Genomic DNA, 16,706 nt, shown 5'->3' with positions numbered 1-16,706 from the left:
GCTCTCCAGCGGATAAGAGTAACGATAAGACAGTTTCCGAATATTTCAAAATATTTTGGAAAACTCTTGAAACCTGGACAACAAATCCAATCAAACCATTGATTATTCTATATTTTTATTTTTCATTTTTTTACTTCGCCGAACGAGCTAGAATCTTTCAGCAAGAAACTGAGCATTGGTTGCCCTGAGTATGAATGAACAAAAAACCCCGCTTCGCCGAGGACGCCCGCGTCTAAAAGCGAATGAGGAGAAAGCCGAAACATCGCCCGTTGTTGCGCTGGATCGTGGCATTCGCGTGCTGATCGCTCTTTCGGATACGCGCTGCGCGACACTTGCGGAGCTGGCCAGAGTCACGGCAATCCCAGTTGCGACGGTACACAGGCTTCTGACCACGTTGCAGCAGCGAGGCATGGTTGTTCATTATGCCGAGCAAGGCAAATGGCGAATTGGACCGCAGGCCTATCGGATCGGCAGCACGTTTGAAGATGGATCAAATTTGCTCGAAGTCGCGCCGTCAGTGATGCGCATTCTGTCAGAAGACACTGGTGAGACAGCAAATCTGGCAATCGAAGAGTGCGGACAGCTACTGTTTCTCATTCAGGTCGAATCCGATAATCCAATCAGGGCTTCTTTTAAAAACGGAACTGCGGCGTACTTTCACACATCCGGTGTGGGAAAAGCTATGATGGCATTTATGGAAGAGGCCGCGGTAGAGACCCTTTTGGCTCCACAAACACTAGTCCGCCAGACGCCCAATTCCATTACAGACCTGCAAGAACTTAAGTCAGAACTCCGCAAGTCCAGACAGCGTGGATGGGCCTTGGACGATGAAGAACGATTTTTGGGTATGCGTTGTATTGCTGCGCCTATCTTCGACTCGCTGGGCAAAGTTGTTGCGGGCGTTTCGGTCTCTGGTCCAGTTACAAGATTTCCCGAAAACAAGCTTGAAGTTTTGGCGGCATCGGTTGTCCAAGCTGCCAAAACCATTTCAGAAAGGCTCCAAAATTCACCAATTGGAAGCTGATTGCATAAACGCCGCAGGTGTTTGAAACTTGTTGCGACTTTTGAATTTTCGGTGGAACGCCGCAGCACTGGATGGGTTTTTTTAGGGACAGTGCCGCAAAAAATGCTGTGGAATGCGCTAAATCTCGGCTTGGGACAACGATTGACATTGTGACCCTCAACCAATGGCTCTGGCCATTACAACGTCAATACAAAAGATAAATTCTCTGTGATGTGATACAATAAGCCCGAAAAACCTGAGGGGGGCAACGTGGATCAACGGTTGCGTGCCTGGCTGAGTCGCCTAGGATTGGAGAGCTATGCTTCGTTGTTGGAAGAAAACGACGTCGACATTGAGACTCTGCGCCATCTGAATGACGAAGACTTGAAAGACCTTGGCTTCAGCCTTGGACACCGTCGTCGCCTACTTGCGGCTATTTCGCCAGCTGCTCAGGCCGTAAAGAAAGACGCGATTGACAATGCAGCACCCGAGCGGCGGCTGCTTACTGTTTTGTTCGTTGATATTGTGGATTCCGTTGTCCTCTCAAGACAGCTGGATCCCGAAGAGATGCGGAATCTGGTCACAAAGTACCAGTCGGCAGTTGTATCAGCTGTTCTTCGGTATCAAGGCTATGTCGCCAAGTTTCTCGGAGATGGCGTTTTGGCCTATTTTGGGTGGCCCGAAGCCCATGAAGATGAAGCTGAACGAGCCGTTAAGGCAGCAAAAGATGCCTTTGCAGCAATCCAGGAAATTCACTCGCAAGACGGACGGCAACTCCAAGCGCGTGCAGGTGCAGCTAGCGGAGAAGTTGTTATTGGAACAATAGTAGGCGATGTCATGAATGATGACGCCGCCGTCATCGGGGCAACCCCCGGCTTGGCTGACCGGCTTCAACGCTTGGCGAGGCCATACGAAATTGTTGTTGGCCCACTAACCCGTCAACTCTTGGGCCGCCGTTTTGAAGTGGAAGACATTGGCCAACATGAATTGAAAGGGTTTGACGAGCCTGTTCAAGCCTGGCGCGTGGGCACGGAAACAACCGTCGAAACACGTTTTGAAGCATCCCGGTTCCAAGGTTCAACGCCATTGGTTGGCCGAGCTTCGGACCTGCAGACTATTCGTGAAGCATGGCAGCAAGCAAAAGCAGGATCCGGTCAGGTTGTTTCATTGACCGGAGATCCGGGCATCGGCAAATCGCGATTGGTGGAAGAAATGCGGCACGAAATCTCTGGAGACAGGCGTTTCGGCTATCGTTATCAATGCTCTCCTCATCACACCAACGATGCCTTTTACCCACTGGTCACTGGAATGCGGAGAGCCGCCGGGATTGCAGAACAGGACTCGGTAGCGGCGCAACTTGAAAAACTAGAGAACATACTGGGGCTGACGGATATCCCGTTGACCGAAAGTGTACCTTTGATCGCGTCACTTTTAAGGGTTGAAACTAAAGGGCGCTACGATGCCCCCGATCTCCCTCCGGTGCAATTGCGCCGCGCGATTATTCGGTGCCTGATAGATCAAGTGCTGCGTATGAGCGCGCAGCACCCGATCATAATAGTTATTGAAGACATCCATTGGGCCGATCCGTCGACGCTGGAACTGCTGCAAAACATGATTTCTGAGGCCGCCGAAGCGCCAATCATGTTATTGCTAACGTACCGACCGGAATTTCAGCCTGATTGGAGCGACTGCGGCTATTGGCGTGAGATTGTCCTTAGTCGGGTCGGTCGTCGGCAATCTTTGCGGATTTTAACCTCCGTTTCAGGGGGAGACATGAGTGAGGAAGCCGCCGCGCAAATTGTCAAACGCGCCGATGGCGTGCCGCTCTACATCGAGGAACTGACCAAGGCATTTCAAGAGGCGGGGTTGAGCAGTGGGGATGTGGTTCCCGCCACGCTTCACACATCGCTTTCAGCACGCCTGGATCGGCTTGGGTCGGCAAAGGCGATTGCTCAGATTGGGTCCGTCATTGGGCGTGAGTTCGATCACAAAGACATTGTGGACTTGTCGGTTGAGATCGACATGGACTGCCTGCAAGCGCTTGAAAAGCTTGTTGAATCAGGATTGATACTGCGCATGGGCGTTCCGCCAACGGCAAGCTACATGTTCAAGCATGCTCTCGTCCAAGATGCTGCCTATTCCACCCTGTTAAAGAGCCGACGCCACGAGTTGCACTCAGCATTTGCCGATCTACTTGAAAGAAAAAGTTCTGATAACAATGGCGAAATCGCAGGAATTGTGGCCCATCACGCCTTTCTTGGCGAGGATTGGCCGCGTGCTTTCCGAGAGTTTCGCAGAGCAGGCGAAGACGCGGTTGAACGCTCGGCGCTGCGCGAAGCAGCAGGCCAGTTCCGCAGGGCGCTCGAGGCTCGCAAAAAATTTGAAATGGATGCCGAAACTGCGACCGCAGCAATAGATACGAAATTTGCTCTGCGGAATGTTCTTTGGGCACTGGGCCAGTTCGCCGCTATTCTGGAGCCACTTGACGAAGCCGAGAAGTTATCGCTCACGTTGGAAGATGATGTGCGTCTCGGTTGGGTTTCCGTTTATCGTGGCGCAAGTTTGTGGCAAGTCGGACGCTCGGCGGACTCCAAGGCGGCCGCCGAACGCGGGCGCGATATTGCTCGGAATTCCGGTGATCGGTCGTTGGAAGTTGCGGCTGATTTTTACCTTGGTTGCACATTTGTCACCTCTGGTGAGTTGCGCACAGCCGAGAGGTACTTTGAACGTGTTGTTTCAAGTCTGCCAGGCGATGCTGCGCTTGAAAAGTGCGGGCTGCCTTTTGCACCTGCGATTATCGCCCGGTCCTGGCTGGTCTGGTCTTACGCCGAGCGTGGCGAATTTGAACGTTCTTCACATCATGCAGAACAAGCCGTCGCGCTTGCGGATCTTCAAGACAATCCTTTCAACCGCGCGCATATCGGGTACGATATTGGCTATTATCAGATTGTACGTGGTGACATCGCAGATGCGCTTGCGACTCTTGGCAACGCGAGTTCGATCATTGACGTTTGGGGCCTCACCTATCTATCCCCCTTCACCAACGGGTTTCTTGGGTTTGCAGAAATCCTGACCGGAGAGGTTGAGAAGGGCCTAGCAAGGCTTGAACAGTCTTGTCAGTTGTATGATGACATCGGGCTTGGTTTGTTCAAGTCCCTGGTATTTACTCAGCTGGCCTTCGGATATCTTAAAGCTGGTCGCATCGAAGACGCATCCAAACGTCTCGGTCGCGCACTCGAAATAGCGCGCAGTCGTGGTGAACGCGGTCACGAAGCCTTTGGTTTGTTTGTGATGGGCGAAGTCTTAAGTAACGCAGGCGCAGGTGAGGAATACGACGCGATGAAATGCTATGAGCGTGCCTTGGAGATTTCCAGTGAGCTGGAAATGCGCCCATTAGCGGCACAATGCGGACGCGGGCTGAGCCGAATTAAATCCAAGATGGGGCATACCGATGCCCAAGATCATATGAGCCGAGAAAATAAGTTTTTTGATGGACTTGGTCATCCCAAGCACAAACGAACCTAGGCGAATGTTGAACAACGGTGTGAGGCTGGAAGAAGCCACTCACCTTCTGGGGCATGCATCCATTGTCCAGACTCAGAAATTCGCCAAGCTCGCCAAGAAGGAAGTGGCTGATAGAGCGCGGCAAATGCTCAACAAACGCAACGCTGCCTGGACAAAAAGACGTGGCACACTGTCGGGATTATTTTGGTGCTACTGTACAGCTAATGGCACACGAAGCGTCGCATAAGCTGGTGATTTTGATGGATATGTGGAACGTCACTGATCTTTGACTCAATCGACAGTCAAATTCTCAACAAATCAGTGAAACACGTCGTTCAATTCTGACCCAAACGTCAGGCACATCTGACCCAATAACGGTAACGGTCATTTATAACGCTGCGGCCAAGACCCTTATTAAACCCATTCCGCAAAATGACGCGCGTATGCCGAATAACCAAAGTGTGTTCAAGGATGGCATGGCTATTGTGCAAGTATCGCCTCGTTAGGCTCTCCCTTGCCGAACCCCCTCCGCTTTGCCAATCTGGCTGGGGCCGTCCAAAATGTTCCCGCTTACTTCCGGACTTAGAAATTGCCTTTAAAATACTCTGACATCTATCCCTCTGAACCGCTTCTCAACAGCGAAGCGATGGACCGTCCTTCGGCGGCAGGGCTTATGTCAGTGCGATACTTTCAAGCCGAACCGGACCGGATGCCAGAAGAGGTGTTTGAAGAACATCACGTGCTTCTGAACCTTAATCCCAATCCGCATCGCGTGCAGAATTGGCGGGATGATGAGTTGCGCGATTTCACGTTCCTGATGGACGAGATTGTTGTTACACCGGCTGGGATGCGATCCGGCTGGCGATGGCATGACAAGTCGGATGTGATCGTAATCACACTAGACCCCGCTAAGGTCGCACAGTTTGCGCAGTCCGAGCTTGGCATGTTGCTGGACCCCCAGCAATTTCGGGATTTACCGCAGTTTTCCGACCCTGATCTCTGTGCCGCCGGGGTCATTCTGCGGGACGCGCTTGAGGCGGATGATATGTCTTCGGCCGTGATGTTCGAGGCGATGAGCCGTGTGTTTCTGGTTAAGTTGCTTCAGAAGTACGGGAAACGCCGCACGAACGAGGTCGAATTGTCGGCGCGCTTCACATCCCGGCACTATCAACGGGTTCTGTCCTATGTACAAAACCGGCTGGATCAGACGATTACGGTGGATCAACTGGCCGCAGAAGTTGGCATGAGCCAGTCTCATTTCGCCCGCGTGTTCAAAGAAACGCTGGGGTCAACGCCCATGCAGTATGTTATGGCGTACCGGATCGAGCAGGCCATCAAAATGATGGAAGACGCAGAGCGTCCGCTCGGTGACATCGCCCTGGCTTGTGGCTTTGCCGATCAAGCGCATTTCACACGCAGTTTCAAGCAGGCCGTGGGCCAAACCCCTCGGGCGTATCGGGCAGCAAAACCCGCCTGAAGCAGAATCTTTCAAAAACTCGGCAGTCAGGTGCAATTAATCCTGGCAGGGGCGTCGTATCTCTTTGGTCATCGGGCTTGAGCCCAAAGTGAACAACGGAGATTTGACTATGAAACTGACTTCTCTGACCGCCGCCGCCGGGCTACTGGCCTCTACCGCCGCCATCGCTCAGGTTGAAACCCGCACCGTGACGTTTGAAAACGAAGGTGCCATCCTGTCTGGCACGCTTTACCTGCCGGAAGAACGCGGCGACGCGCCGCTGCCAACTGTCGTTGTGACCGGCGCCTGGACTTCTGTTCAGGAACAGATGCCTGCCAACTATGCCCGTGAAATGGCCGAACGTGGTTTTGCCGCCTTTACTTTCGATTTCCGCGGCTGGGGCAAATCGGGCGGTCTTCCCAACAACGTGCGTTTCGTAGAAAGCCCCGAAGCCAAGACCTCGGACATCATGGCTGCATTTGAATTTGTCGCAACCCTGCCCGAGGTCGACGCCGATCACATCAACGGTTTGGGAATCTGCGCCTCGGCGGGCTACATGGTGGACGCTGTGGCAGGCAACCCGTTGGTCCAACGTCTTGGCTTGGTGGCCCCTTGGCTACAGAACCAGGAGATTGTTGAGGCCGTTTACGGTGGTGAAGACGGCGTTGCGGGCCTGATCGAAGTCTCGCATGCCGCCGGCGCCGAGGGGGGCGAAATCATCCCCGCTGCGGGACCCGAAGGCGCTAAAGGCGTGTTGATGCCGATCGGTGGCTACTACTATGAAGCCGACCGCGGTGCGATCCCGGAATATGACAACAAGTGGAACAATGCAGGCTGGGAAGGCTGGCTGACCTATTACCCCGCCGACAACCCACAGCGTTTGGATAAGCCGCTGGCCATCGTGCATTCGCAAAGCGCGGCCATCCCGCAAGGTGTGCAAACCTTTCTGGCAGGCTTTGCAGGAGAGGCAACTGCGCAGTGGCTGGAAGGCGTGACGCAGTTCGACTTCTACGACAACTCTGACGACGTGACCCGCGCCGCCGACACCGTGGCTGACCATTTCCGCATTGGCCTTGACGGCTGAACCGAACCTGTAGGTACCGGGCCACCCTGCCCGGCTCCCCCTTATCCCGAAGGAAACCCAGTGACCCGCAAAACTCTCGCAACCCTTGCAACCGCAACCCTGATCGGAGGCTCCGCCATGGCCGAAACACCCAAGGATAACATGAAGGTCGTCCAGGACTTCTTTGCCGCTTACGGCGCCAATAATCTCGATGAGATTGCCGCCGTTATGGACGAAAATGTGAAATGGCACATTCCGGGCCGACACCCCCTCAGCGGCACCAAGAATGGCCGAGACGAGGTTTTGGCGTTTTTTGCACAGCTCGGCGTGGCCGGATTTCAGGCCGATCCGATCTATTTCGGTGCTGACGATACCCATGTGGTGGACATCCACCGGGGCTGGTCCAATGCCGAGGGCAAACCGAATGTCGATACGATCTGGGCGCTGGTCTACCGGATCGAGAATGGCAAGATCGTCGAAGCAACCAACCTCAGCGCCGATCAAGATGCAGCCAACACCTTTTTCTGGTCGCAATACCAATTGGCTCCCGTGCCCGAGCGCTTGGCCAGCGAATAAGCAACGCTCGTCACCCGCCGCGAACAATCGCCCTCTCATTCGATGAAAGGACACTGAAATGACCCGTGGATTTATCACAATCTTTGCTGCCGCAACCCTAATCGGAGGAGCCGCCCTGGCTGACCAAACCGAGATCACTCGTACCCTCACCGACATCGCTGCTGGCGCAGACCGACACGATTGGGTGCGAGTGCGCGATGCTTTGGCCGATACAGTCACCACCGATTACACCGGACTGTGGGGCGGTGAACCCGTCACCCAGTCTGCCGATGAACTGATCGCCGGGTGGGCTGCCTTCCTACCGGGCTTCGATGTCACCCACCACATGGTGACCAATCACACAGTGACCGAGTTGACCGACACAACCGCCAAGGCCGAGGCTGACTTTACAGCAACTCACCGGATCGAGGACGGGTTCTGGGTGCTGGGCGGGCGCTACAGCTATGACATGGTGAAATCGGATGACCGCTGGCTTGTTACATCCATGACCATGACAGCACTTTGGGAAACCGGAGACCGCGCCCTTGTCGCACAGGCTGGCGAACGCGCAGCCGCAAAGTGAAAGAACACCCAATGACCTACCAACCTATTGCCCTTGTGACCGGCGCCAATCGCGGGATTGGGAAAGAGGTCGCTCGCCTACTGGCCGCTGACCACGGAATGAAAGTGCTTGTCAGCTCACGCGATCTGAAGAAGGGAGAAGCTGCGGCGCAACAAATTGGGCGAGGTGCAGAAGCCCTACAACTGGATGTGTGTGAACAGGCCTCGGTCACAGCCGCCTTTGCTAAGATCGAAGCGGAACATGGTCGGCTGGACATACTCGTGAACAATGCAGGCGTGGACTACGACACCGACCAACAGGCGCATACTGCCGATCTTGCTCGCGTTCACCGCGCGTTTGAGACCAACCTCTTTGGTCCTTGGGCCATGACAATCGCGGCGGTGCCACTTCTGAAACGGGGTGAAAGCGCCCGGATCGTGAACGTGTCTTCCGGCGCTGGGTCGATCAACAGCATGTCCTCGGGCAACCCGGGTTACGGTATCTCGAAGGCGGCGTTAAATGCGCTGACCTTAAAGACCGCAGCGGAGTTGAAGCCGCAACGCATCCTCGTTAATGCGGTTTGCCCCGGTTGGGTAGCAACCGACATGGGGCGCGGTGGCCGTCCGGTGTCCGAAGGCGCCGAAGGGGTTGTTTGGGCCGCAACCCTGCCCGATGCGGGTCCGACAGGCGGGTTCTTTCGCGACGGGAAGCTGATCGACTGGTAACCTCAGCCGGACGCCATGTGATCGATCAGCCTTCTGACCCGCTCCGGCAAGGCATCGTCAAATGTCGCTCCTTGTCAGAAACAGAAGAACAAGCGGTCATTGACTAATGCATTGCCAAACAGGCCGAATATCTCGACGCCTCAGCATGGTAGAAGGCCCACGACCTATTCATCTACCTGAGACGCTCGGGTCCCAAACGTGTGACGCGACTGCAAAGAGAGCACCACCCCAATTCGAGTGAACTTCGGTTCAACTTTTGCGGATAAAATTAAACCATCTTTTGTCAGTCTGCCTTTGGTAAGCAGCAGTTTTGATCAGCTTTTTTCTTCAGCCATGCGGGTGTGGCAATGTGAAGAAGTATCCCCCATCAGTGCCAATACCCAGCGAGGAAGTTTCACGTGTTCGCTAATCACTTCGTCCAGCGACATCCAGCGTCCCCCGCCGAAGACGAAACTGAGGATTAGAACAGACCAGAGCACCGGGTACTCCCATCCTCCTCCGGGTGACGCCCAGATGAAACCCAGTAAGAAATGGTGTCCCATTATTGTAGCGACTATCAAATAAACCACCGTCAGAACGGCCGCGAGGCGTGTGAACAGTCCAAGTCCAACGCCAATGGCAGCCGAGAACTCAATAACCCCGGCCAGCAAAACAAATTGCAGAGCGTCGGGTACGCCAAGCGCCTGAAAGGAATGCACGTCCCCACTTCGAACTGCTGGTCCAGCAAAGAGCTTTTCAGTGCAATGCGGAACTAGATCCAACCCGATATAGAGCCTTATGAAGGCAAGTTGGACACTCGAGTAGCTGGTCTGAGGACGACCCCCTGTTGCCGGCGTACGCAATCCGTGAAGAACCAAAACCGCGAATATAGCGAGAAAACCGACAAACGCGCAGGCACATAGAATGTTGATGGCTCCCATCCCCGTCAGCGCCGAGATACGCCAGCCGACCAAAAGGGGAAACAACCCCAGCAGAAAAACCAACCTCGGTATCGCGATAGGTGCCAACAAAGTCAGCGCAACGGACAGGCAAAGAAAACCGATCAGAAAGTAAATTGCAGATGAACTCTTGATCGCCGAAACTGCTTCATCACTTACTCCAAAATGCGACAAACCTAACCAGATGAGAATGGCGAGCAACGCTGCAATACCGGTAAGCACGGCAGACGAAACGCGAAGCGTCTGTATCATTCGAGGATAGGTCAAAACCGCGCCTCCAAGTCAGATCATCTTTTGTCGAACGAGCGATCAGGTTCTCCAACCAGACAGTTCAATACCCACGGGTAGATTGTCGTGACATAGTATCCGTACTGGCCATCCACAGTCATACCATTGCACTTATCTAGATCGCCAGCCCCAGTGAATTCATAGTCGTCGATATATGTCCCGTCCGGAGTACCACCCGGCCCGTTAGGCGGCGCAGGCCGAGGCGTAGTTTTGAGTTGGTAGCCGGAAATCGCAGGTCTTATCGTACCATCCCTGTCTTTGAATATCGTCCCGTAGATCGGAAAGCCGTCAGCGGCGAAGCCAATAACTGGTGACGGCTTATCAAGGTCGTGATCCAAAAACAGAGCATTTGGATTGGAATGGTAATGATACCTGCCATCGGGCTGGGCATGGGCATTGTGCAGATCTACACCAAAATACTGATCGTAGGACGGCGGATCGAGCAACCATGGATCAGTATCTCGACACCCCGCCAATACATTGCCGTTCTTGTCTGCTCGCGGGCCGCTCGGGCGATAACACCCAGCCGAAAGCAAATCGACCGGCACGCCATTCAACAAAATGGCATCATAACTTCGTTGCGACAGCTCGGTTTGGTTGCGGGCCTTTTCCGGATTTCTGGGAATCCGAAAAGTGCCAGGCAATTCGCGTACATTGTTAGCGAAGTTGGCTGTAGGCCCGTTGAAATCATGGTTGGGAATGCCATTGGTCTTGAGGGTGCAGTGCTGGCTATTTGCCGAGATTTCGATTTCGGAGTTAAACCGTTGTTGACGCGTGACGTCCTCCACTGAAGCGGAATACACTCCTGCATAATCCGCGCAGTCTCCAGATCGGTTGCTGAGCAAAAGGTTGGTGATGTCCTGGGCTTCGTTTTGCGCATGAGCCTGAACGGTAACAAAACCCAGCAAAAGCGCGCTGATTGCCAAATATACCAATCGCATGGTTCAATCTCCTAAGGGTTTTCGAAATTCCAAAAATAAGTCACTCGATGAAAGGTTAGGCCAAGCGTCCAATCGTCAGAAGGCGACGCGGTCTCCCCCTTTCAAATCAAGAATTTCCCTGGCTTCATCAGGCGTCGCCACCTGACTGCCCAGATCTTCTACGATACGCCGAATTTTGGCGACTTGCTGAGCGTTGCTTTCGGCCAACTTTCCACGCGAGATGAACAAGCTGTCTTCCAGGCCAACGCGAAGGTTGCCGCCCATCTGACTTGCAGTGGTAGCAAGCGACATTTGCGCACCGCCGGCTCCGAGAACGGACCAGCGGTAGTCATCGCCAAACAGGCGATCTGCAGTGCGTTTCATGAAGATCAGGTTGTCGACCTCGGACCCGATGCCGCCGAGTATACCAAAGATGAACTGAATAAAGATCGGCGCTTTGAACAGCCCGATATCCATGCAGAATTTCAGGTTATACAAATGGCTCACATCGTAGCATTCATGTTCGAACTTGATGTCATGCGGCGCAAGTGTTTCCGCCGCCTCGCGAATGTCCCGGAACGTGTTGCGAAAGATGTTCTGATCGGAGTTCGCGACATAGTCCTTCTCCCAATCAAATTTCCAATCGTCATCGCCATACCGGTTGGCCAATGGGTGAAACGAGAAGTTCATCGAACCCATATTCATTGAGCACATTTCGGGGCTGAAAGTCTTGGCCGGGTTGATCCGGTCCTGAATGGACAAAGTCAGCGATCCACCGGTCGATAGATTCACAACAGCGTCAGTCGCCTGTTTTATGCGGGGCAGGAAAGGCGCAAAGTCATTCGGGTCGACCGATGGCGACCCATCCTCAGGGTTTCGCGCATGCAGATGTAGTATCGACGCTCCGGCCTCGGCGGCCTCGATTGCCTGCCGTGCGATGTCATCATAGTTGTACGGAAGTGCATCCGACATGGTGGGCGTGTGGATTGCTCCTGTCACAGCGCATGTGATGATCGTTTTTTTCTGGCTGGCCATTGGTTCAGTTTTCCTTGGATTGTCCGATGTGCTTTACGCGATAGCCCAACGGGAACAGTTGCAGATCATAGCGGCTGCGGATCACGCCCCAGATGCCTTTCGGTGCCTTGAGCATGACAACGATTGCGACCACACCGAGCACGATCAGGTAAGTAGTGCCAAGGTCCGCCAGCGTTTCGCGGAGCGCAAAGAAGACGAGAGTGCCGATGATCGGCCCCTCGATGGTTCCGATACCGCCGATTACCACGATGAAGATAACGAAAGCAGTCCAGTCATTGACGCTGAACGCCGCATCCGGTGATATGCGCAGCTTTTGCAAGAAGATCAGCGCGCCGATCATTGCCGTGAATGCCGATGTGACAACGTACACGATGAACTTTGTGCGCCAGATATCGATGCCGAGGCTTCCGGCAGCCAGTTCGTTGTCGCGAATTGCCGTCAGCGCCAACCCTTGGCGCGAGCGCAGAAAGAGATATACGGCCGTCACCACCAGCACAGCGGCTCCGAGCGCCAGCCAATAGCTCAGCGCCTCTCGCATCGCGCGACCGGACGCCAAAGATTTGACGATGGCGACGGGTAGCGAAGATCCCGATCCCCCGCCAAGCGCAGAAATTTGTGCGAAGCTCAGCCGAAAGACTTCAGCGATGACCCAGGTACCTATTGCAAAGTAAGCGCCGCGAAGTCTGAAGATCAGAACAGCCACCGGAATCGAGATCAAAGCCCCCAGCACGCCTGCGGCTGCAATGGCAACCAGTGGGTGCAGACCGCCCAGCATCGTAAGTGCGAAGAGCATATAGCCGCCAAAGCCCACGTAAGCCTGTTGACCAACCGAGACGAGGCCGGCATAGCCCGCCATGAGGTTCCAAAGGGTGGCGAGGGACAGGTAGAGAAACAGCTCGCCCATCAAGCGCATGTCGGCGCGGCCTGCCCACCAGGGCGCTGCAATCAGAACAAGCAAACCGATTGCGGCCAGGATTGCAGCAATCCGCGCTGCTTTTGATGATCGAGATACAGAGTAGTCCTGCAGGTTCATCCGGAAACCCTCGGGAAGAGGCCGTTCGGACGAACGGCAAGAATGACAAGGAAAGCGATATGTCCGGCAAGCACCTGCCAGCCCGGATCAATCTTGGCTCCGATGGTTTGCGCGACCCCAAGGATGACGCCGCCAATCAACGTGCCCCAAAGGTTGCCAAGCCCACCGATAATGACGGCCTCAAAGCCAAAGATCAGGCGACCGCCACCGATGGAAGGATCAAAGCTTGTCCGAATGCCAAGCAGGATACCGGCGATTGCTGTTACGCCCAGCGCCAGAGCCATAGCCAGCCCAAAGATGTGCCGACGATTAAGGCCCATGAGCTGCGCGATGTCTTGATTGTCGGACACGGCCCGAAACGCGCGACCAAGCGCGGTGTGATAAAAGGTCCATTGCAGCCCCCAGATCACAGCGATGGCGATCCCGAAGGTCAGTAGCGGTAAGATCCCGAGGGTCACACCGCCTACCGCAACGCTGGCTGTTTCCAGCGAACCAGCATTCAATGTTTGGGGGTCGGCCGTGTAGACCTCCAGCAACCCGTTCTGGATAATCACACTCAGTCCGAAGGTGACAAGCAGCGGTGGAAGAATATCATCGCCCAGAGTTTGGTTCAGTAGGCCGCGTTGAAGGGCATACCCAATCAGCGCCATGGCGGGAACGACGATCACCAATGCGGCCATCGGATGCATCCCCGTCGCGGTTGTCACGGTCAGCCCCAGATAGGCCGCCAAAACTATCAGATCACCGTGGGCAATATTGACGAGCCGCATGACTCCAAAAATCAACGACAGACCTGCGGCAAACAGCGCGTATAGCCCACCCAGTAAAGTTCCCTGCACGATAGCGTTCAGCCATTCCATATTATTCGATCCCGAAATACGCGCGCGAAATATCTTCGCGCGAAACGGTTTCAGACGCGCTTTCTAGCGAAACGCGGCCTTCCTGCAGACAGTAGACCCGGCTCGAGACCGACAGTGCCTTGGTGATGTCCTGTTCGACGATAATCGCGCTCATACCCTCGCCGATGATGCCGGGCAGAGCCTCGTAGATGTCTTTGATGATGATCGGCGCCAGTCCGAGGCTGATTTCGTCGAAGAGGATGAGATCTGGATTGGCCATCAGTGCACGTCCGATGGCGACCATCTGCTGCTGACCGCCCGAAAGCGATGTAGAGGCCTGATCTTTGCGCTCCTCAAGGATCGGAAACAGATCATAGACAGCTTTCAGATCCCAAGGACCTGCGCGACCAACTTGGGCCCCGATCATCAGGTTTTCTTTGACCGACAAAGACGGGAACAATTGACGACCTTCCGGAACCATAGCGAGGCCAAGTTCTGCAACCTCGTCTGCGCGAAGCCGGCTGATATCCTGACCTCGGTAGTGAATCTGAGCCGCTCCGTTCGTTAGCAACCCGGTGATAGACCGCATCAGGGTCGTCTTGCCTGCGCCGTTCGCACCGATGATGGCAAGAACTTCGCCTTCGCCAACCTCCAATTCGACATCGTACAGTGCTTGGAAGTCGCCATAGTGCGCGTTCAGCCCGCGTGTCTGCAGAATTGGATCAGGCATCGGCTTCGATCCCCAGATAGATTTCTTTAACTTCAGCGCTTTCCATGATTGCCTGCGGCTCGCCCTCGGCGATCTTCTTTCCGAAGTCGATAACGATCAGCCGGTCGACAACAGCCAGAAGCGCATGAACGACATGTTCGATCCAGATAATGGTGACGCCAGACGCGTGGATGTCCCTGATGGTCTGAACCAGTGACTTGCACTCAGCTTCGGTCAAGCCACCTGCAATCTCATCCAACAGCAGCAGTTTGGGCTTAGCGCAAAGCGCGCGTGTCAATTCTAGGCGTTTGCGTTCCAACAAAGTCAGACTGCCCGCTAAAACGTTTGCCTTGGGCAGCAGCTCCGTTTGATCCAGAACCTCCAGACAAAAGCGCTCAGCCTGGTGTCCATGCATGTCGGCTGATTGCGTGGCGGCGATCATTGCATTCTCAAAAACCGTCATACCAGAAAACGGCTGCGGAACTTGAAAAGAACGCGCAATGCCTGCGTGGCTGCGCTTTGCAGCGCTCCATTTGGTGACGTTTCGCCCATTGAATTCTATCACCCCGGAGTTCGATCTAAGCGTCCCTGTGATCAGATTGAACATCGAGGTTTTACCGGCACCGTTGGGGCCTATTACCCCAAGTGCCTCGCCTTGCTGGACCTCATAGCTCATAGCATCGGCGACCGTGACCGCGCCAAATGCTTTGCTCAGGTCTTGGAGTCTCAAGATTGTCGTCATGCTTCTCTCGGATGGAGGGATCGGCGCCAAGATCGGCGCCGAACGTCTGGTCAACCCAGCAGTTTCATGTCTGCCGTCACCGGAACTTCAGGCGCTGTGCTGTTTGCAACGATCTGCAGCTCGTACGCGTCACCTGACTTCTGCCACTGGCCACCGACCAGCGGTGTTTTCGTGACATTGTTCATTGGCCCATCACCCCAGTTCACCGGCCCGACGATTGTGTTCAGGTTGGTGGACGTGATTGCCGAAATGATCGAAGACGGGTCTTCCAGGTCATCAGCCCGTTTGATGACATCTGCGACGACCTCAAACAGGGCATGTTTAAAGCCAAGGGGTTGAGTCCAAGGTCGACCCGACTCGGCGGTATAGCCTTCGGCTAGGTCTTTCGAGGAAATGCCGGTCAACGAGGACGCGAACGGATGATGCGGGGACCACCAGACCTCGGTCGACAACCCGTCACCACGGTCGCCCAGTGATTCAATGACGGATGGGAACAGAAGTGCTTTGCCAATGGTCACGACCTTCGGGTTGAACCCTTGCTGGGCAGCCTGGCTCCAAAACGTAGCAAAATCTGGTGGGATCATGTTGCCAGTGACGATTTCGCAACCAGCAGCCTTGAACGCTGCGATTTGGTTTGAGAAGTCGTCGGACAGAGGCTGATAGCGACCGGGATCTGTCAGCGTGTACCCGGCGGCAGCGAGCGGTTTAGGCAGGCCCAGCTCCGCATCACCCCAAGCATTACCGTCGGCATCGTTGGGGAAAAGACCGCCAACAGTCTTGGTCACGCCAGTCTTGTCCCACATATCGAGGAACGCTGCGATCACATCCTCCAAACCCCAGAAGAAGTGATAGGTCGTTTCAAAACCCTCACCCGGAACGCCGTTGCGGCCAAAGAAATAGGGCTGCCAAGGACAGTCGGTCGTGATGCAGGGAACTTCGTTGATCTCTGCCTGATCAGCGACAGGGTTCACCGTGTCCGGTGTTGAAGCCGCAACGATGATATCGACCTCATCGCCCAAGATCAGGTCAGCGGCGACCTCGGCTGCGCGGTTGGGGTTGGACTGGCTGTCTTTTGAGATGATCTCGACATCCCATGTTTTGCCGTTGTTTTCCAAACCCGCCGAAAAGACCTGCTGAATGGCTTGAAGCACGTACTCGTCAGCCTCCGCGAAACCGGCCAGTGGACCGGTGCGTGGGCTGACATTGCCTATCCTTAGCGTCGGGTTTGCCGCATAGGCACGCGTTGCCCGGAGGATGGCCGGAGCAGCGATTGCTGCTGTTGCCCCGGCAATAAAACTGCGCCTCGTGGCCGTCTTAAAAGTCTTTGTCATTGC

General features: G+C 54.8%; 15 protein-coding genes. 7 read left to right on the top strand and 8 right to left on the bottom strand.

Annotated features, from left to right (window positions below):
- Nucleotides 1-190: 190 nt before the first annotated feature.
- The 7 genes from AB1A64_RS03195 to AB1A64_RS03165 all read left to right on the top strand — a co-directional run bounded on the left by AB1A64_RS03195 (nt 191) and on the right by AB1A64_RS03165 (nt 8,868).
- Nucleotides 191-1,024, top strand: a complete 834-nt coding sequence (locus tag AB1A64_RS03195) for an IclR family transcriptional regulator (protein WP_366550079.1) — start codon at nt 191-193, stop codon at nt 1,022-1,024.
- Nucleotides 1,025-1,273: 249 nt separating this feature from the next.
- Nucleotides 1,274-4,528, top strand: a complete 3,255-nt coding sequence (locus AB1A64_RS03190) for an AAA family ATPase (protein WP_366550078.1) — start codon at nt 1,274-1,276, stop codon at nt 4,526-4,528.
- A 652-nt stretch (nt 4,529-5,180) separates the two neighbouring features.
- Nucleotides 5,181-5,984: an AraC family transcriptional regulator gene (locus AB1A64_RS03185; protein ID WP_366550251.1), complete on the top strand. Its 804-nt coding sequence runs from the start codon at nt 5,181-5,183 to the stop codon at nt 5,982-5,984.
- 88 nt (nt 5,985-6,072) lie between these two features.
- A complete protein-coding gene (locus tag AB1A64_RS03180; protein WP_366550077.1) occupies nt 6,073-7,047 on the top strand; it encodes an alpha/beta hydrolase in 975 nt (324 codons plus the stop codon).
- A gap of 60 nt (nt 7,048-7,107) precedes the next feature.
- Complete coding sequence (locus tag AB1A64_RS03175; protein WP_366550076.1) at nt 7,108-7,602, top strand: nuclear transport factor 2 family protein; 495 nt, start codon at nt 7,108-7,110, stop codon at nt 7,600-7,602.
- Between the two features lie 58 nt (nt 7,603-7,660).
- Nucleotides 7,661-8,164: a nuclear transport factor 2 family protein gene (locus tag AB1A64_RS03170; protein ID WP_366550075.1), complete on the top strand. Its 504-nt coding sequence runs from the start codon at nt 7,661-7,663 to the stop codon at nt 8,162-8,164.
- Between the two features lie 11 nt (nt 8,165-8,175).
- A complete protein-coding gene (locus AB1A64_RS03165; RefSeq protein ID WP_366550074.1) occupies nt 8,176-8,868 on the top strand; it encodes an SDR family oxidoreductase in 693 nt (230 codons plus the stop codon).
- 314 nt (nt 8,869-9,182) lie between these two features.
- Here the strand turns inward: AB1A64_RS03165 and AB1A64_RS03160 are convergent, their stop codons facing one another.
- The 8 genes from AB1A64_RS03160 to AB1A64_RS03125 form a co-directional block, all read right to left on the bottom strand.
- The gene (locus AB1A64_RS03160; RefSeq protein WP_366550073.1) at nt 9,183-10,073 is read right to left on the bottom strand and encodes a DoxX family protein; all 891 of its coding nucleotides are present in this window, start codon (nt 10,071-10,073) and stop codon (nt 9,183-9,185) included.
- Nucleotides 10,074-10,093: 20 nt separating this feature from the next.
- Nucleotides 10,094-11,035: a YHYH protein gene (locus AB1A64_RS03155; protein ID WP_366550072.1), complete on the bottom strand. Its 942-nt coding sequence runs from the start codon at nt 11,033-11,035 to the stop codon at nt 10,094-10,096.
- A gap of 75 nt (nt 11,036-11,110) precedes the next feature.
- Nucleotides 11,111-12,049, bottom strand: a complete 939-nt coding sequence (locus AB1A64_RS03150) for a 3-keto-5-aminohexanoate cleavage protein (protein WP_366550071.1) — start codon at nt 12,047-12,049, stop codon at nt 11,111-11,113.
- A gap of 4 nt (nt 12,050-12,053) precedes the next feature.
- Nucleotides 12,054-13,082 (bottom strand): branched-chain amino acid ABC transporter permease, encoded by a 1,029-nt coding sequence (locus AB1A64_RS03145; protein ID WP_366550070.1) that lies wholly within the window; start codon nt 13,080-13,082, stop codon nt 12,054-12,056.
- Nucleotides 13,079-13,942, bottom strand: a complete 864-nt coding sequence (locus AB1A64_RS03140; RefSeq protein ID WP_366550069.1) for a branched-chain amino acid ABC transporter permease — start codon at nt 13,940-13,942, stop codon at nt 13,079-13,081. The genes AB1A64_RS03145 and AB1A64_RS03140 overlap by 4 nt, the downstream gene beginning before the upstream one ends.
- A 1-nt stretch (nt 13,943) precedes the next feature.
- Nucleotides 13,944-14,651 carry an ABC transporter ATP-binding protein gene (locus AB1A64_RS03135; RefSeq protein WP_366550068.1) on the bottom strand — a complete coding sequence of 236 codons (708 nt, stop codon included), beginning with the start codon at nt 14,649-14,651 and terminating at the stop codon, nt 13,944-13,946.
- Nucleotides 14,644-15,360 carry an ABC transporter ATP-binding protein gene (locus AB1A64_RS03130; RefSeq protein ID WP_366550067.1) on the bottom strand — a complete coding sequence of 239 codons (717 nt, stop codon included), beginning with the start codon at nt 15,358-15,360 and terminating at the stop codon, nt 14,644-14,646. Before AB1A64_RS03130 ends, AB1A64_RS03135 begins: the two co-directional genes overlap by 8 nt.
- Nucleotides 15,361-15,422: 62 nt before the next feature.
- Entirely contained in the window at nt 15,423-16,703 is a 1,281-nt protein-coding gene (locus AB1A64_RS03125) for an ABC transporter substrate-binding protein (protein ID WP_366550066.1), read from the bottom strand.
- Between the last annotated feature and the right edge of the window lie 3 nt (nt 16,704-16,706).

It is taken from the genome of Ruegeria sp. ANG10 (assembly GCF_040705255.1).
Classification (GTDB): domain Bacteria; phylum Pseudomonadota; class Alphaproteobacteria; order Rhodobacterales; family Rhodobacteraceae; genus Ruegeria.
Note: the sequence above shows the minus strand (reverse complement) of the source record. Positions and strands in the feature narration are given on the sequence as shown.